Annotated in this window: 16 protein-coding genes and 1 pseudogene; 11 read left to right on the top strand and 6 right to left on the bottom strand. The window is 59.2% G+C overall.

Annotation, left to right across the window (positions count from 1 at the left end; genetic code table 11):
• The 3 genes from ACSSVQ_RS03990 to ACSSVQ_RS03980 are packed head-to-tail and all read right to left on the bottom strand — an operon-like array spanning position 1 to position 2,410.
• Positions 1-978 carry a hypothetical protein gene (locus ACSSVQ_RS03990; RefSeq protein ID WP_454180925.1) on the bottom strand — a complete coding sequence of 326 codons (978 nt, stop codon included), beginning with the start codon at positions 976-978 and terminating at the stop codon, positions 1-3.
• Positions 975-1,808, bottom strand: a complete 834-nt coding sequence (locus ACSSVQ_RS03985; RefSeq protein WP_454180924.1) for an alpha-1,2-fucosyltransferase — start codon at positions 1,806-1,808, stop codon at positions 975-977. Before ACSSVQ_RS03985 ends, ACSSVQ_RS03990 begins: the two co-directional genes overlap by 4 nt.
• 53 nt (positions 1,809-1,861) lie before the next feature.
• On the bottom strand, positions 1,862-2,410 hold the full coding sequence (locus ACSSVQ_RS03980) for an LOG family protein (protein ID WP_339614331.1): 549 nt from the start codon (positions 2,408-2,410) through the stop codon (positions 1,862-1,864).
• Between the two features lie 232 nt (positions 2,411-2,642).
• On the opposite strand from ACSSVQ_RS03980, the gene ACSSVQ_RS03975 reads away from it, so the two are divergent.
• The 6 genes and pseudogenes from ACSSVQ_RS03975 (at position 2,643) to ACSSVQ_RS03950 (ending at position 11,418) form a co-directional block, all read left to right on the top strand.
• Positions 2,643-3,647 carry an Ig-like domain-containing protein gene (locus ACSSVQ_RS03975; RefSeq protein ID WP_454180923.1) on the top strand — a complete coding sequence of 335 codons (1,005 nt, stop codon included), beginning with the start codon at positions 2,643-2,645 and terminating at the stop codon, positions 3,645-3,647.
• Between the two features lie 139 nt (positions 3,648-3,786).
• Positions 3,787-5,727: an ABCB family ABC transporter ATP-binding protein/permease gene (locus ACSSVQ_RS03970; RefSeq protein WP_454180922.1), complete on the top strand. Its 1,941-nt coding sequence runs from the start codon at positions 3,787-3,789 to the stop codon at positions 5,725-5,727.
• Between the two features lie 49 nt (positions 5,728-5,776).
• Positions 5,777-6,463, top strand: a pseudogene (locus ACSSVQ_RS03965) (phosphatidylserine decarboxylase); the annotation flags it as partial.
• Positions 6,464-6,481: 18 nt separating this feature from the next.
• Complete coding sequence (locus ACSSVQ_RS03960) at positions 6,482-7,330, top strand: CDP-alcohol phosphatidyltransferase family protein (protein WP_454180921.1); 849 nt, start codon at positions 6,482-6,484, stop codon at positions 7,328-7,330.
• Positions 7,331-7,436: 106 nt separating this feature from the next.
• Entirely contained in the window at positions 7,437-9,737 is a 2,301-nt protein-coding gene (locus ACSSVQ_RS03955; protein WP_454180920.1) for an efflux RND transporter permease subunit, read from the top strand.
• A 196-nt stretch (positions 9,738-9,933) separates the two neighbouring features.
• Entirely contained in the window at positions 9,934-11,418 is a 1,485-nt protein-coding gene (locus ACSSVQ_RS03950; protein ID WP_454180919.1) for a hypothetical protein, read from the top strand.
• Here the strand turns inward: ACSSVQ_RS03950 and ACSSVQ_RS03945 are convergent.
• Positions 11,392-12,900: a sensor histidine kinase gene (locus ACSSVQ_RS03945; RefSeq protein ID WP_454180918.1), complete on the bottom strand. Its 1,509-nt coding sequence runs from the start codon at positions 12,898-12,900 to the stop codon at positions 11,392-11,394. The genes ACSSVQ_RS03950 and ACSSVQ_RS03945 overlap by 27 nt on opposite strands.
• A gap of 331 nt (positions 12,901-13,231) precedes the next feature.
• Between ACSSVQ_RS03945 and ACSSVQ_RS03940 the strand changes: the two genes are divergently transcribed.
• The 5 genes from ACSSVQ_RS03940 (at position 13,232) to pstB (ending at position 17,579) form a co-directional block, all read left to right on the top strand.
• Entirely contained in the window at positions 13,232-13,636 is a 405-nt protein-coding gene (locus ACSSVQ_RS03940; protein ID WP_454180917.1) for a hypothetical protein, read from the top strand.
• A gap of 144 nt (positions 13,637-13,780) precedes the next feature.
• Positions 13,781-14,827 carry a phosphate ABC transporter substrate-binding protein PstS gene (gene pstS / locus ACSSVQ_RS03935; protein ID WP_293326554.1) on the top strand — a complete coding sequence of 349 codons (1,047 nt, stop codon included), beginning with the start codon at positions 13,781-13,783 and terminating at the stop codon, positions 14,825-14,827.
• 81 nt (positions 14,828-14,908) lie between these two features.
• Entirely contained in the window at positions 14,909-15,904 is a 996-nt protein-coding gene (pstC, locus tag ACSSVQ_RS03930; RefSeq protein ID WP_454180916.1) for a phosphate ABC transporter permease subunit PstC, read from the top strand.
• Positions 15,901-16,746, top strand: a complete 846-nt coding sequence (pstA, locus tag ACSSVQ_RS03925) for a phosphate ABC transporter permease PstA (protein WP_454180915.1) — start codon at positions 15,901-15,903, stop codon at positions 16,744-16,746. The genes pstC and pstA overlap by 4 nt, the downstream gene beginning before the upstream one ends.
• A gap of 68 nt (positions 16,747-16,814) precedes the next feature.
• Positions 16,815-17,579 (top strand): phosphate ABC transporter ATP-binding protein PstB, encoded by a 765-nt coding sequence (gene pstB / locus ACSSVQ_RS03920; protein WP_293326568.1) that lies wholly within the window; start codon positions 16,815-16,817, stop codon positions 17,577-17,579.
• A gap of 3 nt (positions 17,580-17,582) precedes the next feature.
• On the opposite strand, the gene ACSSVQ_RS03915 is transcribed toward pstB, so the two are convergent.
• Together ACSSVQ_RS03915 and ACSSVQ_RS03910 are read right to left on the bottom strand one after the other, a co-directional pair.
• On the bottom strand, positions 17,583-18,386 hold the full coding sequence (locus ACSSVQ_RS03915; protein ID WP_293326551.1) for an undecaprenyl-diphosphate phosphatase: 804 nt from the start codon (positions 18,384-18,386) through the stop codon (positions 17,583-17,585).
• A 93-nt stretch (positions 18,387-18,479) separates the two neighbouring features.
• Positions 18,480-19,721 carry a Glu/Leu/Phe/Val family dehydrogenase gene (locus ACSSVQ_RS03910; protein WP_454180914.1) on the bottom strand — a complete coding sequence of 414 codons (1,242 nt, stop codon included), beginning with the start codon at positions 19,719-19,721 and terminating at the stop codon, positions 18,480-18,482.
• Between the last annotated feature and the right edge of the window lie 227 nt (positions 19,722-19,948).

The following is a 19,948-nucleotide window of genomic DNA, read 5'->3' as shown; positions in this document are numbered from 1 at the left end:
TTAGCCTGCCGGTTTGGATCGGGTGCTGACGGCAAGCGCGTCGCGCAATGCCGTGCTGCTGCTTGCCGGGTCCTGAAGCTGGATCCAGTGCGGCAATGGCGGGTGCCAGAACCCTTCGTAGAGGCAAATGCCGTCATTCAGCAGCGCGGCGACGAAGCTGAGTGAACTCTTTGCCATGAGAAGGATATCCGACTGCGCGAGATTATGGATGGTCTCGAAAATGTCCGTATCCAGAAAGAGGCGGCAACCAGCCTCCTCATATGCGAGGAAGTCGGCGCGGTCGCCTTGCGACCAGACGTTCACCGAAAGGACGAGGCCTTGAGTTTCAGCGGCCTGTCGCGCGCTGCGAACGGTCTCCAGGATCGCCTCATCGCCGGTAAAACGGTTGCTGTGATGCGGATGGTCGGCTGAAACGTCGCCGCGCCGGACGTGGACATTCATGGTGAGTGTGCCGGGGTCGCGATGGAGCGTAAGTGCGGATTTATCCGACAGGGCATATTTCCGTCGGACATCGGGAAGGACGGCGGCAAGGGCCTCGACATCGGCATCGGTGAAGCCGGTGAAATGTTCGGCCTCCGCGATCAGGTCGCCGCCACGCCAGAGCGAGGGCGATTTGAGAAAGCGCTTGATCGGCACACACTTTGCGTCTTGCTCCGATCTCAGCCGCTTCTCTCCGTGACCGAGATTGAAGAAGGTCTCCCAACTTTCCGCCCATTCGGCTTCGTTCCCCTCGGCATGAGCAATGGAGCGGAACGGGGAATGGTAATAGGTAAGCCCTGTCGCCCGCGCGAGTGCCAGAGCGGAAATAACGGCGTGAACCTGAGCGCCGCCGCCATCGTCCTTGCCCCGGCAGGTAAGCCCCTTGGGCGAAGTGGCGACGCCGTCTTGCATGAGGCGTGCGAAGGCGAGGGACTGCGGCGCGCCACCAAGGCGCGTCTTCAACCATGCAAGAACGACTGATGGAGAAAGAACGATCATGGCTGCGGCTGCGCTTCGATAGGGGTCATCCACGGCGCGACGATGCCGACGGGATACTCGATGCCCACCGTGAAGCCGAGCCATCCTTGCGGGGCGATCACGGGCAGGCTGCGGTCGGAGAAGAAACCGCCCCACCAGCTGAGCGTACTATTGGAAACCACTCCGCCATCGCAAAGCGTCATCAGGCCGAAATCTTCATAGACATTTTGTCCGGTAAAGAGATGCGTATCGGGTTCGGACAATATATCCGTCACGGCGTCCGGCTCGTCGCTCAACACGATGAATTGCGTACCGGCGGCGGCGGTTTCGATCTCCCGTTTTCCCCGGCGGAAATAGTCGAGATCCAGAAGCGGTGACCGGCCGAAGATCTTCCAACGCCGGTAATCACCGCGGCGGATGTGAATGAAGGCCTTGGGGCCGTCCGGCAACCGGGCCAGAAATTCAGCGGCGGTTTTCCGGTGTTCGGGCTTGAGCCGGAAGCTCGCATCGGCGGCCAGTTGGGCCGCCTGAAAATAACCCTTGCCGACATACATATACTTGTCGAGCAATCCGTGGCTGAGCGTGATTTCCGATCCGCGCAGCCTGAACGAGCCGGTCTCGACGGTAAAGACTTCGCGCCGTTGCTCGTATCCGTCGAAGAGCCGCAAGGAAACCAGCGTTTGCCCAAGCGATCTGAGCAGTCGCTTCGCCATTCTGGTTTCTTCGCGGTCGCGCGTATTCCTGACGCGAAAGCGCGGCCAGTCGAACCCCTCGAGAAAATCCTCCATGCCCCGGCAAATAATGGTATCGCCGTCGGACAGAACGTGATCGAGAAAGGCCGCCTGGAACATCTGGTTCCCGAGCCTGCCGTCCCCGGTAAAGAATGCGGTCCGCCCGCCTCGCATCACAGGGCGGCCTCTATGCGCGGAAGAACGTCTTCTACCTTGTCCACGACCGAATAGAGCGAGCGGAGATTGGAACCGGTAAACTTGCGGTCGATGAAATGATCGAACAGTTCCACCAGTGGATCCCAGAACCCCTGCAGATTGGCCAGAACGATCGGATGGGTGTGGCGTTCGAGCTGCGCCCAGGTCATCATTTCCACCGTTTCTTCCAGCGTGCCGATGCCCCCCGGCAGCGCGACAAAAGCGTCCGACATCTCGAACATCCTTTGCTTTCGTTCATGCATGGTCTCGGTGACGATCAATTGGCTGACCTCGTCGAACCGGATTTCACGCTTCTGGAGGAATTCGGGGATGATACCTGTGACATGCCCCCCGTCGCGCAGAACCGCGCGTGCGATAACCCCCATGAGCCCGATACCTCCTCCACCATATACCAGTCCGACGCCGGAGCGGGCGAGGATCTGGCCGAACCGGTCCGCAGCTTCTTCGAAAGCCGGCTCATTCCCGATGGAAGAACCGCAATAGACGCAGACATTGGACACCTTCATGACGGTCCTCGGGACAGGAAAAGCGGGGCATTAACCTACTGAATCTGTGCACGTTCGGGCACAGTGCTGCAATGCAGAATTCATATTGGTGCCGTGATTGCAAGCTAATGAAATATGTCCGCATAGTGGGGGCGGAATAGCGGGCGCGCTTTCAATGGGCTAGGGTTCGTTCCGGCTTCCGCGGAAGCTCGCCGGGGGACGGCTGGGTATCGAATCGAAAAGAGGGTGTCTCATGCGTTTGGGGGTAATAGCGGGCGGGGTGATCCTCGCCGTGCTGCTTTTGGCAGGCGGATACTATTTCTTCTTCTATGAAGGCGAGGTGGAAAAGCCGGCCGAGGCCACTGCGGTGACGGAACCCGCGACGGCGGAGCAGGAGACGACGGCGTCCACGGAAAAGGCGGAAGATCCCTCCGTGCCGACCTTCTCGGTCGTGCGCGTGGATAAGGACGGATCGACCGTTGCGGCGGGCCGCGCCCTGCCGGGGGCGAACGTAGAGGTGAAGGCCAATGGCGAAGTGGTCGCCACGGCCAAGGCGGACGACAATGGCGATTGGGTCGCCATTCTCGACCAGCCGCTCAAGTCCGGCGATATCCAGATCACGCTGACTGCGCGCAATCCCGATGGCAGCGAAAAGAATTCCGTTCAGGTGGTCTCCGTTTCCGTGCCGGAATCCGCCGACGAACAGGCGCTGGTCGTCATGAGCGAGCCCGGCGAGGCGAGCAAGGTGCTGCAGGGACCCGGTGTGGCGTCCGCGTCGGGCGAGCTTGTGCTCGAAACCGTGGACTATGACGAGAACGGCAATCTCATCATTTCCGGCCGTGCGAAACCCGGCGCCACCTTGCGCATCTATGCAGGGGCTTACGCGCTGGGCGAGGCGGTGGCCGGCGACGATGGACGCTGGGAATTGCGTCCCTCCGTCGAGCTTGCACCGGGTAAATACGCCTTGCGTGTGGACCAGATCGGCGCAGACGGAAATGTGTTCGCCCGTGTGGAGGTGCCGTTCCAGCGCGGCCGACCGGAAGATGTGGTCGCGGCTCTCAAGGCGGGACAGGTCGTCATCCAGCCCGGCAACAATCTGTGGAGCATCGCCCGCAAGCTTTATGGCTCCGGCTTCCGCTACACGCTGATCTACAAGGCCAATAAGGGGCAGATCCGGGACCCCAACCTGATCTACCCCGGCCAGATATTCGATACGCCGGGAGCCGCGCCCTCAAACGCGGACTTGCCTACGCCCTGATAACCCTTATCTAAGGGACTGATGAGCCCCGAACGGCCCGGCTATGCCGGTGGCCGGGCGGGGCGCATTTGTTTAACGCTTTCCGCTGTCTTCGCGCTGCAGGCTTGCGCGAGAGGCTGAAAGCAAGGATTGTCACGCCATGTCGCCACACCATTCCAGAGTTGCCGACGGCACCGAAGTGAACCCGGTGACGGGGAAACCCGGGAACCGGGACCGGCGCCCCCTGGAGACCTTGCTCTCCCTGCTGCCGCGTCTTTGGCCGAAGCACCGCCCGGATTTCCGCCTGCGCATCGCATTTGCCCTGCTGGCTCTTTTCGCCGCCAAGGCCATCACGGTCTATGTGCCGGTTCTCTACAAAATGGCCGTGGATACGCTCTCGCCGGAAGGGACGGCGGCCGTCGCCGTGGCGGTGCCCGTCATGCTGATCGTCGCCTATGGCGTGGGCCGGATCATGATGGTGGCACTGGCCCAGCTTCGAGACGGAATCTTTGCGCAGGTGGGGCAGAACGCCGTGCGCGAACTGGCGGTGGAGACCTTCCGCCATCTGCATGCGCTCTCGTTGCGTTTCCATCTAGAGCGGCGCACGGGCGGCCTGTCGCGTGTCATCGAGCGCGGCACCAAGGGTATAGACTTTCTGCTGCGCTTCACGCTCTTCAACATCGTACCGACCATTGTCGAACTGTTCCTGGTCTGCGGTATTCTCGCCTGGGCCTTCGACATCTGGTTCGCAATCGTGACCGCCATCACCGTTGCGGTGTATATTGTCTTTACATTCGCCGTGACCGAATGGCGGACCCGTTTTCGCCGGGAGATGAACGATCTCGATACCGAAGCCAATACCAAGGCAGTCGATAGCCTCCTCAATTTCGAGACGGTCAAATATTTCGGTAATGAGGATCATGAGGCCCGCCGCTTCGACAAGGCGATGGCGGGCTATGAGCGCGCGGCGGTAAAGACCACCACTTCGCTTTCCATGCTGAATGCTGGGCAGGCCCTGATCTTTTCCAGCGGTCTCACTGTGCTGATGCTGATGGCCGGGCAGGGGATTGCGAACGGCACCATGACGGTTGGCGATTTCGTGATGGTGAATGCCTATCTGATCCAGCTCTACCAGCCGCTGAATATGCTGGGCACCGTCTATCGGGAAATTCGCCAGGCGCTGATCGACATGGAAACCATGTTCGACCTGATGTCCGTGCCGCCCGAGATATCCGACAGTGAGGATGCGACCGAGCTTAAAGTCGGGGGCGGGGAGATTGTCTTTGAAGACGTTCACTTCGCCTATGACCCGGATCGTGAAATTCTACGCGGCATTTCGTTCCGCGTTCCCGCGGGCGGCACATTGGCCATTGTCGGACATTCCGGGGCGGGCAAGTCCACCATCTCGCGCATTCTCTATCGCTTCTACGATATCCAGAAAGGCCGTGTGCTGATCGACGGTCAGGATATCCGCGATGTACGACAGGATTCGCTGCGCGCGGCTATCGGAATGGTTCCGCAGGATACGGTCCTGTTCAACGACACCATTCGTTACAATATCCGGTATGGACGCCCTGAAGCGGCCGCCGAAGACATAGAGGCAGCTGCCGCCCACGCGCAGATCGCCGATTTCATCGCGGCACTGCCCAAGGGGTACGACACCATGGTGGGTGAACGCGGGCTGAAGCTGTCGGGCGGCGAGAAGCAGCGCGTCGCGATCGCCCGAACCATTCTGAAGAATCCGCCAATCCTCATTCTCGACGAGGCGACCTCTGCGCTGGACACCCACACCGAACGAGAGATCCAGTCTGCGCTCAAGGCCGTTTCTCAGGACCGGACAAGCGTCATCATCGCCCATCGGTTGTCCACAGTCGTCGATGCCGACGAGATTATCGTGCTGGAACGCGGCGAGATCGCGGAGAGGGGTAGCCACGACGATCTGCTGGCTCGGGGCGGTGTTTATGCGGCTATGTGGAACCGGCAAGCTGTCGAGGCGGTGGCGCTGGAGCAGCTTGAGGAAGTGGCGTCCAAGGAGCCTCAGGCGGAAATCCCGGCTGACGGCACCGCCGAAGAGGACAGCGAAGAATTTAGCCACGCTTAACCCACTGCCTCTATCGGTCTAGTATGCTCCTGAAAGAGCAGGCCGAAAGGAAAGCATGTCCAGTATCACCTCCGTTTTCGCCCCGATCCATCGAGAAGGGCATAAATTCACGATCATCTTTGCCGCGGTAACAGTGGTCCTGTTCCTGCTGTGGGAACCGCTGGGCTGGCTGGGCGTGGTCCTGACATTATGGTGTCTTTACTTCTTCCGCGATCCCGATCGCGTGACGCCGACGCGGCAGGGCCTCGTCATCAGTCCTGCAGACGGTGTGGTGAACATGATCACCGAGGCTTCGCCGCCCGAGGAACTGGGGTTGGGCGAAATGACCCGCACCCGCGTGTCCATTTTCATGAACGTCTTCAACTGTCACGTGAACCGGGCCCCTGTGGCAGGCCGTGTCGAGCGCGTGGCGTACCGGCCTGGAAAGTTCGTGGATGCGAGCCTCGACAAGGCGAGCGACGCGAATGAACGAAACTCGATGGTGATCGAACGCGAGGACGGAGAGAAAGTCGTTGTGGTGCAGATTGCCGGTCTCGTCGCGCGCCGCATCGTCTGCGATGCCAAAGAGGGGGATATGCTGGCGGCGGGCGAACGCTACGGCATTATCCGCTTCGGCAGCCGCCTTGATGTATATCTGCCAGAAGGCGCCGTGCCGCTGGTCGCGATAGGACAGATGGCGATAGCAGGAGAAACGGTGCTGGCCGATCAGCTGCTGACAGAGCCGCATCATGTTTAGGAAAGGCGGCTGACGCAGATGCCGAATGCCATACCTCCCTTCGAGCCGGAACCGGGTGCTCGCATCGGGCAGAAACGCCGACGCCTCAGGCGCTTCGGGCCTTTGCCCGTGCGCACGCTGATCCCCAATGCGCTCACCATTCTGGCACTTTGCGCAGGGCTGACCTCAATCCGCTTCGGTCTAGAGGGAAAGTTCGAGGCGGCGGTGGCCGCGGTCATCATCGCGTCGGTCTTCGATGCGCTGGATGGGCGCATCGCGCGTATGTTGCAGGGCACCAGCAAATTCGGAGCGGAACTGGACTCGCTGACCGACTTCGTGAATTTCGGCGTGGCGCCGGTCGTTCTGCTTTATCTCTGGTCGCTGCAGGATATTGGCGGTCTCGGCTGGATCGCGGTTCTCGGCTATGCCGTGTGCTGCGCGTTGCGGCTCGCCCGATTCAATGTCGCGCTGGAGGACCCGGACAAGCCGGTCTGGACAGGGAACTACTTCACAGGCGTTCCTGCGCCCGCGGGGGCAGGCCTCGCCATGCTGCCGCTCTACCTCCATTTCATCGGTATACCGGGCGTTTCCAGCCTTTCGCCCCTGATAGCTATTTATGTGCTGGGGGTAGCTTTCCTCATGGTCAGCCAGCTCCCGACATTCTCGGGCAAGCGAATGGGCTTGCGTATTCGTCGCGACATGGTGCTGCCGGTGCTGCTGGCCATCGGCCTGTCGGCGGCGGTCGTCCTCAGCTATCCGTGGTATTCCTTTGCCGGCCTCTGCGTCATTTACCTCGCATCCGTTCCGGTCGCCGCGGCCCGCTACCGGCATCACAAGCGCCGCACAGCCCAGGCGCATCAGGCCGAATTTGACGCTTCTGTTCCGTAAAATGCCGACTTTTCTTTTGCGTATAGCACATTAGAGTGTCGCTGCCTGCCGCTTGGGTGGAACTTGAGTCGCGGCGGGCCAGGGGAATTGGGACACCGGAACTGTTATGTGGCTGCTCGACAAGGTGGTGTTGAGGGCGCCCAAGCTGGTTATGCTTGTGTGCGTTGCGTTTTTCGTTTTCGCAGGGGTGGGTGTTCTGCGTCTGTCGGTCTCGTCCGACACGCGGGTGCATTTCAATCCCGATGGCGCACCTATCCACAAGCTGGAAGCGTTCGAGGCCAAATACGGTCAGAACAATACCGTTCTGATGGTCGTATGGGCCGATGGGCGCCAGGTCACCGAGCCGGACGTGCTGGCAGGTATCGGAGATCTGACGGATCGCGCCTGGCAACTTCCCCACTCGACACGGGTTGAATCCCTGACCAATTTCGCCCGGATCGTTTCCGACGAAGACAGCATTGCCGTGCGCGATCTGGTGCCCGATCCTGCGCATGTCACACCTGAGGAAGCAAAGGAGATCAGGAAGATCGCGCTTGGCGATCCGCTGATCCGCGATCGCTTGATCGGGCCCGATGGCAAGGCGGCGGGCCTTGTGGTGAGCTTCAATCTGCCGAAAAAGGCGTCGAAGGAAGTCCGCGAAATCATCGCCGCTAGCCGCAAGCTCGCCGCGGACTTCGAGAAGACACATCCGGGGATGACGGTCCAGTTGACCGGCAACATCATGTTGATGGGGACCTTCTCCGAAGCGGCGATGTCGGACGCCCGGTTCCTCATCCCGATCAGCCTCCTCGTCACGGCCGCCGTCATGATGCTGTTCGTGAGGTCGGTTGCGCCGAGCCTCGTCATTCTCTCGCTTCTCGGGCTCAGCAGCATGGCGACGATGGGTCTTGCCGGATGGGCGGGGCATGTCGTGAATACCGCCACCGTCGCGGTGCCTATTATCATCATGACGGTCAATATGGCCGCTGCCGTGCGCATCGTGACGACGGCTTTGGGCCGGTTGGGCAAGGGCGATACCAGAATAGAGGCAATCCGCGAGGCGGTGAGGCTGAACTTCAGGGCGGTCTCGCTGACCAACTCCACCACGCTGGTTGGCTTCCTTGCCATGAATTTCGCCGATGCGCCCACACTGCGTCAGGAGGGCAATCTCGTCGCGCTCGGTATCCTGATCGCCTATGTGTTCACTTTCACATGGCTGCCCGCGGCGCTCTCTCTATTACCGCTCAAGCCTGCTGTGCAGCGTTCCGAAAAAATGATGATCAAGCTCGGTCATTTCGTGAACGCCCACTACAAGCCGCTGTTCGTTTTCTGCAGCATCGTTGTCATTGCGTGTGGAACATGGGTTGCCGATATCCGACTGGACGATGATTTCGTGCGGAATTTCGATAGCCGCTTCGACTATCGGCGGGCATCGGATTTCGCCGAGGACCATCTGACCGGCCTCAACATCGTCGAGTTCGATCTCGCTGCACCGAAAATCGCCTCGGGCGATGGCGGCGTTTACGATCCGGCCTATCAGCGTCATGTCGCAGCCTTCGCCGAATGGCTTCGTTCCCAACCCAAGGTCGTGAGCGTCTTCGCGGTGTCCGACCTGACGAAGCGCATCAACAAGGCGATGAATGCCGGCCGGCCGGGAAACTATGAGACAATCCCCGACAATCCCGATCTGATCGCGCAGTATTTTCTGCTCTATGAGCTGTCATTGCCGTATGGGACGTCGCTCAACGACTTCATTCCAATCGGCCGCGATGCCAGCCGGGTAACCGTCTTGCTGCGAAAGGCGACCTCCAGCGAAATCCGCGGGTTGAATTCGGCTGCGGAAAACTGGTTGAACGCAAATACCCCGCCGGAGATGCATACCAGGGGCATCAGCCTCAATGTGCTGTTTGCCAATCTGTCGGGCGTCAATATCCGGTCGATGATCGGGAGTACGATCATTTCTATCGTGATCATTGCTTTCGTCGTGGGCTTTGCCCTGCGGAGTCCCCGCTACGGGGTTTTGAGCATCTTTCTGAATGTCCTGCCGTCGCTTGTCGGCTTCGGCATATGGGGGTTGCTGGTCGGAACGATCGGGCTGGCCGCATCGGTGGTCACCGCGATGACCATCGGCCTCGTGGTGGATGACACGATCTACTTCCTGCTGATGTATCAGGCCGCGCGAAAGAGAGGCTTGAACGCGGAGGAGGCCATCAATGATGTGTTCGCGACCGTTGGCGTGGCGATGCTTGTCATCACCGCTTCGCTCGCGCTCGGATTCGGAACGCTGGTTTTCTCGGGCTTCGAGATCAATCGTCCGCTTGGCGGAATGACTGCCATCGTCATCCTCTCCAATCTTTTCATCGATTGGTTAATGCTGCCGCCCCTGATGCGGTTGCTCGACGACAGGCGAAAAAAAACAACGGCCTAGCTGATAAGCGGAAAGCCAGTTTCATCCGCAGTCTGCAGAATTATGGAATAGAAGAAAAAGAGGGTTAACCATAGGTTAATATTTGTAATTGCCCCGGGGTTGTGATTCCCTTATTGGGTCAGTTCCTGGTTCTGACAGTGGGGCAGTTTTAGTGATGCGGACCTATGAACAGCTTAAGGGTGCAGAAGGACGGAAAATGTTCTATCGGGCGGAGCGTTTCCGTCCCGATCAGCTTTTTCACGGGGTCATTCCCAAAGTCTATCTGGACCGCGAAAAGACATATCTGAAGAACCTCAGCATGACGGGGATTGCCGTGCAGTCCCCGACGACGGACAGCTGGCAGGATCGGATCGGCTCGGAAGCCGCTTTCGAGCTGCGTGTGGGCGATGATTGCCTTTATGAGGGCAACGGTACCATTCGCCGCGTCGAACCCGAGGGCAGCCGGACGACCGTCGCTCTGGAATTCAAGAGCGGATATCTCGATATTCAGAAGATCGTCACCGAGCATGACGATTTGCTTCTCACGCAGAAACTTGCGGATCCGGATTTCGGTACCGCCGAGGGCATCCTGCCGGAGTTTCAGCAACTTTCGACAGAGATCGTCAATCTCTTCCGTTCCTACAAGGAACTTCTCGAGGAGTTTGAAGAACATCTCACGGCGACCGGTCGTGAGCGTGAAGAGCGTATGCTGAAAGCCCTCGCCGAATGCGAAGAGCGGATCGTTCCTCAGTGGAAGGAGCTTTGGTATCGGGGTAGCGATATTCTCGAGCCTGTGTGGTCGGATCCGCGCGTTCTGGCAAAGCACAAGCGGTTCGCCGAACGCGTTCTCACGCCGGACTTCATGCCCGGACCGGTGATGCGCCGATGCTACGAGAAGCCGTTCGGGTATCCCGGCGATTTCATTATCATGAACTACGTCTATGAGTGGCAGCGTAAAGGAAAGCGCGCCGGCGATACCCTCTACGAAATGCTGCTTCACCGTATCGGCGTGGAGACGGGCGGCTGCGTGGGAACACGCCTCAGCATGACGCAGGAGATTATCAGAGCGCGCGTCGCCGAGACCGCGAAGACGGCGGGCGACAAACCCATGCATATCGCCAATCTGGGCTGCGGCTCCGCCTATGAGATGTATGATTATCTCTCGATCGAGCAGCTGCCGCGCCCGGTCAATGTGACGTTGATCGACCAGGACGACAAGGCGCTCAGCCATGCCTATGAGCATGCCTATCCCGAGGTTGTGCGTCATCGAGGCCGCGCGAAAGTGCAGTGCCTCAATGCGTCCTTCGCCCAGCTTCTGAAGGCCGGCGCACTCTTCAAGACGCTCCAGCCGCAGGACATGATCTACAGTCTCGGCCTTTACGACTATCTGTCCCAGCGCCGGGCAAAAGCCCTCACACGGGACCTTTACGAGCAGCTTGCCCCCGGCGGGCGCTTGGTCCTGGCCAATGTTCGAAAGGGACGCGAATCCTGCGAATGGCCGCTGGAGTTCGTGACCGACTGGAGCCTGATCTATCGCACCGAGGAAGACATGATGGGCCTTATCGAAGGCCTGGACGTCGCCGATGTGTCGATTTCCATCGACGAAACCATGTGCGTCTATCTGCTTGTCGTAGACAAGCCCGCCGACAGCACCGCGCTGACGGACGACAAGGAGTTAGCTGGCGCGCCAGCGCATCTCTGAGTCGGATCCGGGCGCGACGAACCGGCTTCTGGGGAAGGTTGCCGTCACCACGGTGCCTTCCCCGACCGTGCTGACAAGATCGACGCTGCCGCCATGCAGAGCCATGATCTTGCGGACAAGAGGCAGGCCGAGGCCCGTGCCCTGGTGGCTGCGCGACATGGCGCCTTCCACCTGTACGAAGGGCTCGAACACGCGGCGGATATCGGAAGCGCTGATGCCGATACCCGTATCGGCCACCGTCAGCGAAAGATCGCCCGCACTGTCGACCCCGAGTTCGACTTTTACGGTACCGCCTTCCGGCGTGAATTTCAGGGCATTCGAGGTGAGATTGATCACCACCTGCTTGAAAAGTCGCGGGTCGGCGATCAGCCAGGAAATTTCATCGCGAACGCGAAAGCTGAGGTTGACGCCTATTTCGCTCGCGCGATGGCGGAACATGCGCATGGTTCGATTGAGCGTTTCCACAGGGTCGATCGGCTCTTCGGCTAGTTCCAGCTTTCCGGACTCCGCTTTTGAAATATCCAGAATGTCGTTGATGATGCTCAGCAGATGCGTACCGCTGCTGCGGATATCGGCCGCGTAGTCGGCATATTTCTGCTGGCCGACCGGGCCGAACATCTGGTTCGTGATGATCTCCGAAAACCCGATGATCGCATTAAGCGGCGTCCTGAGCTCATGGCTCATGATGGCGAGGAAGTCGTTCTTTGCACGGTTCGCAGCTTCGGAGCGCTCTAGCAGGACTTCCGAGCGCGTCTGCTCGATGCGAAGGCGCTCATGTTCTACAAAATTGCGGCGAAGGTGATGCTCCTGCACATAGTTCACAAAAATGCTGGTGCCAATGCCAAACATGAGGAAGGCATTGTTGTTGATGAAGACGGTCGTCGGCATTGGATTGATGAAGAGCACGACGAACTCATAGGCGAGGAATGTGAGCCCGGTCATAAGCGCCGAATAGTAATAGTGCATCCGCCAAAGCGAATTGACGTAGCTCAGAATGATCAGCACACCCGCATAGTAGAAGAAGGACCCCGGCGGCGCAGCCAGGGCAATCATGCCGACGACGGCAAGACCGGGAACGACCATCGCAAGCGCCAGCACGATCTGGTGGCGATGGTTGAAGCCCGGAATATACGAAATGGCCACCAGTCCCAGCAGCAGCGGGCAGGCGACGGCGAAGCGAATAGTCCACGCTTCATAGGTGATGTCGGGAATGACGAAGGGGTCGAGCAGGGCGTAGAGAGCGAAAATCACTGCGCCCATGACGATAGAGAGGCGAATGAGGCCGATCTGGTCGGCAAAATTCGCCGAGCTGTATTTATGCTCTATCTCCGGATCGCGGAAATGCAGCGACAAAAGGTCGAGCGAGAAGTCTCGGTTGCGGGAAGGCAGGCCAGACTCGTCCTCGGAGCCGGAACGCGCAGTGGCGTCGCCCGCTCCGTCAAGAAAGCTCCCTGAATCGGCTTGGTGGTGAGCTTTTGCCATATTCCCGATCGCTGGACGACACCCGACAGATTAGTGAGTGAGCTTAGGTTGAAACTGATAACACTTGGTTAAGTGACGATTTTTGCTTGGTTTTTTCATTATGAGCCAATGGCTTCAGCCGCATTCCGCAAGGGGAAAGCCGGGTAGCGGGGCGGTGTTGTGCGCTCGTATGGCGGAGTTGCTGCGGGGCGGTGATTTTGCCGCCGAACCGTCATCAAACCATCAAGCGACGCTGCTAGGCAGGAGGAAACGCGCATCGACCGCAGCGGGGTGGCCTGCGGACTGATGCCGCTCTTCTTTCTCGCCAGCCCTTGTAAGCCGGACAGAATCCATGATTGCCGCATGCCTTGGCGCCGGAGACCGTCTTTTCCGGCAGCGTCCTTCCGGAAATGCCGTCTTGGCAATGCTCTGGCGTAATACGGGCTTTCTGGTCGCGCTGGCAGCGCTTCTGACGTCGCTCGGGGCGTCGTCCTGGCTCGACTATCACAAATCCAACCCGTTCGGCGAACCGACCAGCGATATCTCGATCGCCAAGGATATTGCCGCCGACGATACAGATTCTGGTTCCGGTGACGGTGGCGCCCAGCTGGCGATCCTGCCGGCGTTCGGCTTTCCGGTCAGTCTTTTCGGCTGCTGGAGCCTCTCCATCGTATTTCCGCGTTCCGCTGCCCTCGCACCCAAACCGGCAGCTTTCATTGTTCCCTTAGCCAACGGCCCTCCGAGCCGGGAGAGATAAGACAGCGTATCCGCTGTCATGCGCCACGCATGGCAAGAACGCACGCCTGTCCCTTTCCGACTCTCCAGGCCCGATAGCAATCGGCAAATCGAACCTTCAGGCAAGTTGATTCGATTAAGCCAACTAACAGGGAACAAGACCTAGATGTTTAGCTTCAAAACCTTTGCCCGCGCTGCGACTGTCGCTGCCGGTGCGCTCTTCGCGGTTTCGGCCGCTCATGCCGGCGACACCATTTCCGGTGCCGGCGCCACTTTCCCGTATCCGGTGTATTCCAAGTGGGCCGATGCCTATAAGGACAAGACGGATATCGGCATGAACTACCAGGCCATCGGCTCCGGTGGCGGTATCAAGCAGATCAATGCCAAGACCGTTGACTTCGGCGCGTCCGACAAGCCGCTCAAGCCGGCCACGCTCAAGAAGGACGGCCTGATGCAGTTCCCGATGGTCATGGGCGGCATCGTGCCGGTCGTGAACCTGAAGGGCATCAAGTCGGGCGAAATGAAGATCGACGGCAAGACCCTCGCCGACATCTATCTCGGCAAGGTCACCAAATGGAACGACCCGGAAATCGCCGCGCTGAACAAGGGCGTGTCGCTTCCGGATCAGGACATCGCCGTGGTGCACCGTTCCGACGGCTCGGGCACGACGTTCAACTTCACTTACTACCTGAACGACGTTTCTCCGGCCTGGTCCAAGGTCGGCGTCGACGCATCGGTTGAGTGGCCTGCCGGTATCGGTGGCAAGGGCAACGCCGGTGTCGCCGCACTCGTCGGTCAGACGGACGGCTCCATCGGTTACGTCGAGTATGCCTATGCTCTGCAGAACCACCTGACCTACACGAACATGGTCAACAAGGACGGTAAGGTTGTCGCTCCGAAGTATGAATCCTTCCAGGCCGCTGCGTCGAACGCGGATTGGGAGCACGCTGCGGGTTACTACCTGATCCTGGCCAACCAGCCGGGTGCCGACAGCTGGCCGATGACGGCTGCGACCTTCATCCTGATGCACACGACGCAGGCGCATCCGCAGAAGGCCAAGGAAGTGCTCAACTTCTTCAACTGGGCCTATGCGAACGGCGACAAGATGGCGAAGGATCTCGACTACATCCCGATGCCCGACAATGTCGTCGCTCTCGTGAAGAAGAGTTGGATGGATATCAAGGACGAGAGCGGCAAGCCCGTTCTTCAGTAATATTACGCAGTAAGTTGCTGTCCTTGTGAGAAACCGGGAGGGGGACTGATCTCCCTCCCGGCCATTCCTGGAGTGCTTATCATGGTAGAGTCCGTCGCGCCGGCCTTGCAGGGTGTCGGCACTCGCAAATCGCGTTTTGCCATGCGTTGGGGCGACCCGATTTTCTGGGGCGCCACTCTGTTTTTCACGCTTGTTCTTTTTGCTCTTTTGTGCGGCGTTATCGCCGTACTCCTCGTTGGCGGCTGGCCCGCTCTCGCTCATTCAGGCATTGCGTTTTTGTGGACTGCGCACTGGAACCCGGTTACCGACACATATGGTGCCGTCGTTCCGCTGATCGGTACTATTGAAACTTCTGTCATTGCCATGTTGATCGGCGTGCCGTTCAGTTTCGGCATGGCGATCTTTCTAACCGAGCTTTGTCCTCACAGGCTCCAGCAGCCAATTGCGATAGCAATTGAACTCCTTGCAGCGATACCGAGTATTATCTACGGCATGTGGGGGCTCTTCATTGTAGTGCCGCTTTTCCAGCACCATGTTGAACCGGCGCTGAAGACCACCCTTGGCAATATTCCTCTTCTCGGCAATCTGTTTTCCGGTCCGCCCATCGGTATTGGCGTTCTGCTGGCCGGCCTTATTCTGGGCCTGATGGTGCTGCCCTTCATCACCTCCGTCATGCGCGAAGTGTTTGCGAGCGTGCCGCCGGTGCTGAGAGAGTCGGCCTATGGCCTCGGCGCGACGCGCTGGGAAGTGGTCTGGCGTGTGGTGCTCCCTTATTGTCGCAACGGCGTGGCCGGCGCTGTGATGCTCGGTCTGGGCCGCGCGCTGGGCGAAACCATGGCGGTGACCTTCGTCATCGGCAATGCGCATCGCCTAAGCCTGTCTCTTCTCGCGCCGGGCACGACAATTTCCGCGACGCTCGCCAATGAATTCACCGAGGCGGTCGGGGATATCTACACATCGGCACTCGTCGCGCTAGGGCTCGTCCTCTTCGTGCTGACATTCCTTGTTCTGGCTCTTGGTAAGAAGTTGCTGCTTGGCGTCCGCGCAGAGGGCGCTGAAGGGGAGGTGTTGGCATGAACAGAAGGGTCCGCCAGCGCCAACGCTGGGATTTCCTGATGGCGGTGGTCTCCTATGCCATGACAGGTATCGTCTTGTTCATATTGGGCGCCATTCTCTGGGCGCTTCTGTGGAATGGTATCTCCGCTATCGAACCCGCCATGTTTACCGAGAGTACCCCCGCCCCTGGCAATGAAGGCGGTTTGGCCAACGCGATCGTCGGCAGTATGATGATGACGGTGATTGCGATCCTCATCGCAACGCCGATCGGCATTATGGCGGGCACCTACCTTGCCGAATACGGCAAAGAGGGGAGGGTGGCGAGCATCGTTCGTTTCATCAACGATGTGCTGTTGAGTGCGCCGTCCATCATTGTGGGGCTTTTCATTTACGGCGTGGTGGTTACCACCATGGGGCATTTCTCCGGCTGGGCCGGCGCGGCAGCGCTCGCCGTGATCGCTCTTCCCATCGTCGTGCGCACAACCGAGGACATGCTGACGCTGATTCCGGACTCGCTGCGCGAGGCCGGCGCGGCGATCGGTGCCCCGCGCTGGATGGTCATCACGCAGATCAGTTACCGTGCTGCTTTTTCGGGCATGCTAACAGGCGTGCTGCTGGCGATAGCGCGGATCAGCGGTGAAACCGCGCCGCTTCTCTTTACGGCGCTCAACAACCAGTTCTGGAGCACCAATCTCAACGACCCGATGGCAAATCTTCCTGTTGTCATCTTTCAGTTCGCGATGAGCCCTTACGAGGATTGGCAGCGCCTGGCTTGGGGCGGGGCGCTTTTGATTACGACGGCTGTGTTGCTCCTCAATATCTTCGCGAGGGTCATTTTGACGCGTAACAAGGGCAGGGCGTGATTGGTATGAACAAGGCAGAGCACATGGACGGCACAGTCAAAGAAGCCCGGAAAACGTCTTCTGAGAAGATGGACGGCGTGATGGATACGAAGATCGAGGTCAAGAATCTCGATTTCTACTACGGCGACTACAAGGCTCTGAAAAATGTCAACCTGACGATTCCGGACCGTCGCGTGACGGCGTTTATCGGCCCGTCCGGTTGCGGAAAGTCGACGCTTCTGCGTGCACTCAACCGGATTTATGAAATGTATCCGGGGCAGCGTGCCGAGGGAGAGGTCAATATCGACGGCACAAACATTCTTGCCGCGCGGGACCTGACGCAGTTGCGCGCCAAGGTGGGCATGGTTTTTCAGAAGCCGACGCCGTTTCCGATGTCGATCTATGAGAATGTCGCCTTCGGTATCCGCCTCTACGAGAATCTGCCCAAAGCGGAAATTGAGGAACGTGTCTATTGGGCGCTTTCTCGCGCAGCGTTGTGGGACGAAGTGAAGGACAAGCTGAATGCGGAAGGCACCGGGCTTTCGGGCGGTCAGCAGCAACGTCTTTGCGTTGCCCGTGCTGTGGCGGTGAAGCCGGAAATCCTGCTGATGGACGAGCCCGCTTCGGCACTCGACCCGATTTCGACGGCCAAGCTCGAACAGCTCATCGCCGAGCTTCGGGATGACTATTGCATCGCCATCGTGACCCACAACATGCAGCAGGCGGCCCGCGCGGCGGATTACACGGCCTTCATGTATCTGGGCGAACTGGCGGAAGTAGCGCCGTCCGAGCAGATATTTACCCACCCCTCGGATCCGCGCACCCAGGATTACATCATGGGCCGCTTCGGGTAAGCGTCAGACGGTAAGGAAATAGACCAGCAGCAGGCTGCCGAAGACGATCCGATACCAGCCGAACACGGTGAAATCGTGACGGCTGATGAAGGAGACGAGCCACTTCACCACGAAGATGGCGGAAATGAAGGCAGCGACGAACCCGACTGCGATGATGGACGCCTGATCGGCGCTCAGGCTGTCGCGTACCTTCCAAAGGTCGACCGTCGTGGCGCCGAGCATGGTGGGGATGGCCAGAAAGAAGGAAAACTCCGCTGCCGTTTTGCGATCCACGCCGATCAACAGGGCGCCGAGAATGGTCGCGCCCGAGCGCGACACGCCCGGGATCATCGCAAGGCACTGGAAAAACCCGATCTGGAGGGATTTCTTGAAGGTCAGCTCTTCGACCGATTTGATGTGCCCATCATAGTCGTAGCGCTCGATCAAGATGATCGCGATACCGCCGAGTATCAGGGACGTGCAGACGACATAGGGCGAAAACAGGACCTGCTTGATGAAGTCGTGAAGCGCGAGCCCGATAAAGGCCGCGGGAAGAAACGCGACGATCACCGCCATGGCGAAACGCTGCGCGGCAGGATCGCCTGTCAGCCCCAGAAGGACGTTTAACAGCCTTCGAAAATAAAGAACGCAGATCGCCAGGATTGCGCCGAGCTGTATGACGACCTCGAACACCTTGGAGAGGGAGCCGTCGAAGCCGAGAAGTTCGCCTGCGACGATCAGGTGGCCTGTCGAGGAAACGGGCAGAAACTCCGTCACCCCCTCCACAATTCCAAGGATGATGGCCTGCCAGAAAGTATGGTCGAACATGAAGATTACTCGGATGGGAGGGCTGCCAAGAATTCGGTGAGGTCAGCCTAGCAACAAGGAGCGGGCGGTGAAACGGAAAGCAGGTCCTACCGGTTAGAAGCCTGTGGCGTCGAGTGCATCCTTCACCCGCATGGATGCGATTTCATAGGCTGCGGCACGTAGCGTAATGCCCTCATCATGCGAACGGGACATAACGTCATGCGCGGCATTGTGCAGGATACGGTTCAATTCCTTGTCCACCTTGAAGAGCGGCCAGGCCCGGCGCTGTAGATTCTGAACCCATTCGAAATAGCTCACAACGACACCGCCGGCATTGGCGAGAATATCGGGAACGATTTCGACATTCCGTTTCAAAAGGACTTTCTCGGCTTCCGGCGTCACCGGTGCATTGGCGGCTTCCACCAGATGGCGGCAATTGAGCGTATCGACGTTCTTGCGGGTAATCGCACCGCCAAGGGCTGCCGGAATGAGATAGTCGCATTCGAGCGCCAGCAACTCCTCATGGGAAATGTTTTGGTGCCCATCCACATCTTCGAGGGTCCCGCGCTCCTGCTTGTGTTTGACTAATCCGTCGAGGTCGAGGCCGTCTTTTCCATAGACAGCGGTGCGGGAATCCGAAACCGCGATGACCTTGACGCCGAGATCGCGCAGGCAGAAGGCAGCATGCATACCCACATTGCCGAAGCCCTGAATGACAGCGGAGGCGCCTGAAAGGGGCCCGCCCCGCGTGCGCGCGACCGCGTCCACCACGATGGAGACGCCATATCCGGTCGCTTTCTCTCGTCCTTGCGAGCCGCCCAGATTGATGGGCTTGCCTGTCACCACGGCAGGAGAATGGCCGTAAATTGCGGAATATTCGGAGTGGATCCAGCCCATAATGCTGGCATCTGTGCCGATATCCGGTGCCATGATGTCCATCTCGGGCCCGATATGCCTGTGCATCCGCTTGACGAATTTGCGGGTCAGCATTTCGAGTTCGCGGCTCGTCAGGCTATGCGGGTCGCAGTCGATGCCGCCTTTCGCGCCGCCCAGCGGAATGTCCATCAGGGCCGTTTTGAGGGTCATGAGGGAGGCAAGATCGCGCACCTCCCCCAGGTTCACCTCCGGGTGGTAGCGGAGGCCCCCCTTATAAGGTCCGCGGGCATTGTGATGCTGCACGCGATAGCCCGAAAAAACGGCAAGCTCTCCATTGTCGCGAACGATCGGTATCGCGACCTTAATCTCTCTGGCAGAGAGCGTCAGTAGCTTGTGGATGCTGTCGCTATAGCCGAGTCGTTCGCTCGCGGCAGCCAAAGCCTCTGTGAAAGTGCTTAGGGCCTTGGTCTTGCTGGGCATTTTCGTTCCGTTTCCTCTGTGCGGTTTTTGCGGGCCAACCGGACCGTCGCCGCTATCGATTTCTGTTTGCCGGATTGGAATGGAATTTGGCGGGCAGGGCAACAGCGGAAAGAGCGCGACACGGCGTCGTGCGATCGAAACCTGAAAGTTTGAATAGAGGGTGAATGCGTCCTTCCGGCTCCGTTCAGCAGCAAACCGCCAGTCTGGCTTTGCGGTAGGGGACAACC

This window comes from Parvibaculum sp. MBR-TMA-1.3b-4.2 (assembly GCF_053628815.1).
This window is presented reverse-complemented; position numbering and strand designations above follow the sequence as displayed.

Coding starts and splice junctions, on each gene's coding strand:
- ACSSVQ_RS03970 (WP_454180922.1), top strand. CDS start 3,787: ATGTCGCCACACCATTCCAGAGTTGCCGACGGCACCGAAGTGAACCCG.
- ACSSVQ_RS03915 (WP_293326551.1), bottom strand. CDS start 18,386: ATGTTCGACCATACTTTCTGGCAGGCCATCATCCTTGGAATTGTGGAG.
- ACSSVQ_RS03950 (WP_454180919.1), top strand. CDS start 9,934: ATGTTCTATCGGGCGGAGCGTTTCCGTCCCGATCAGCTTTTTCACGGG.
- ACSSVQ_RS03980 (WP_339614331.1), bottom strand. CDS start 2,410: ATGAAGGTGTCCAATGTCTGCGTCTATTGCGGTTCTTCCATCGGGAAT.
- ACSSVQ_RS03910 (WP_454180914.1), bottom strand. CDS start 19,721: ATGCCCAGCAAGACCAAGGCCCTAAGCACTTTCACAGAGGCTTTGGCT.
- pstA (WP_454180915.1), top strand. CDS start 15,901: ATGAACAGAAGGGTCCGCCAGCGCCAACGCTGGGATTTCCTGATGGCG.
- ACSSVQ_RS03985 (WP_454180924.1), bottom strand. CDS start 1,808: ATGTTCCAGGCGGCCTTTCTCGATCACGTTCTGTCCGACGGCGATACC.
- ACSSVQ_RS03955 (WP_454180920.1), top strand. CDS start 7,437: ATGTGGCTGCTCGACAAGGTGGTGTTGAGGGCGCCCAAGCTGGTTATG.
- pstC (WP_454180916.1), top strand. CDS start 14,909: ATGGTAGAGTCCGTCGCGCCGGCCTTGCAGGGTGTCGGCACTCGCAAA.
- ACSSVQ_RS03990 (WP_454180925.1), bottom strand. CDS start 978: ATGATCGTTCTTTCTCCATCAGTCGTTCTTGCATGGTTGAAGACGCGC.
- ACSSVQ_RS03975 (WP_454180923.1), top strand. CDS start 2,643: ATGCGTTTGGGGGTAATAGCGGGCGGGGTGATCCTCGCCGTGCTGCTT.
- ACSSVQ_RS03960 (WP_454180921.1), top strand. CDS start 6,482: ATGCCGAATGCCATACCTCCCTTCGAGCCGGAACCGGGTGCTCGCATC.
- pstS (WP_293326554.1), top strand. CDS start 13,781: ATGTTTAGCTTCAAAACCTTTGCCCGCGCTGCGACTGTCGCTGCCGGT.
- ACSSVQ_RS03945 (WP_454180918.1), bottom strand. CDS start 12,900: ATGGCAAAAGCTCACCACCAAGCCGATTCAGGGAGCTTTCTTGACGGA.
- pstB (WP_293326568.1), top strand. CDS start 16,815: ATGGACGGCGTGATGGATACGAAGATCGAGGTCAAGAATCTCGATTTC.
- ACSSVQ_RS03940 (WP_454180917.1), top strand. CDS start 13,232: ATGATTGCCGCATGCCTTGGCGCCGGAGACCGTCTTTTCCGGCAGCGT.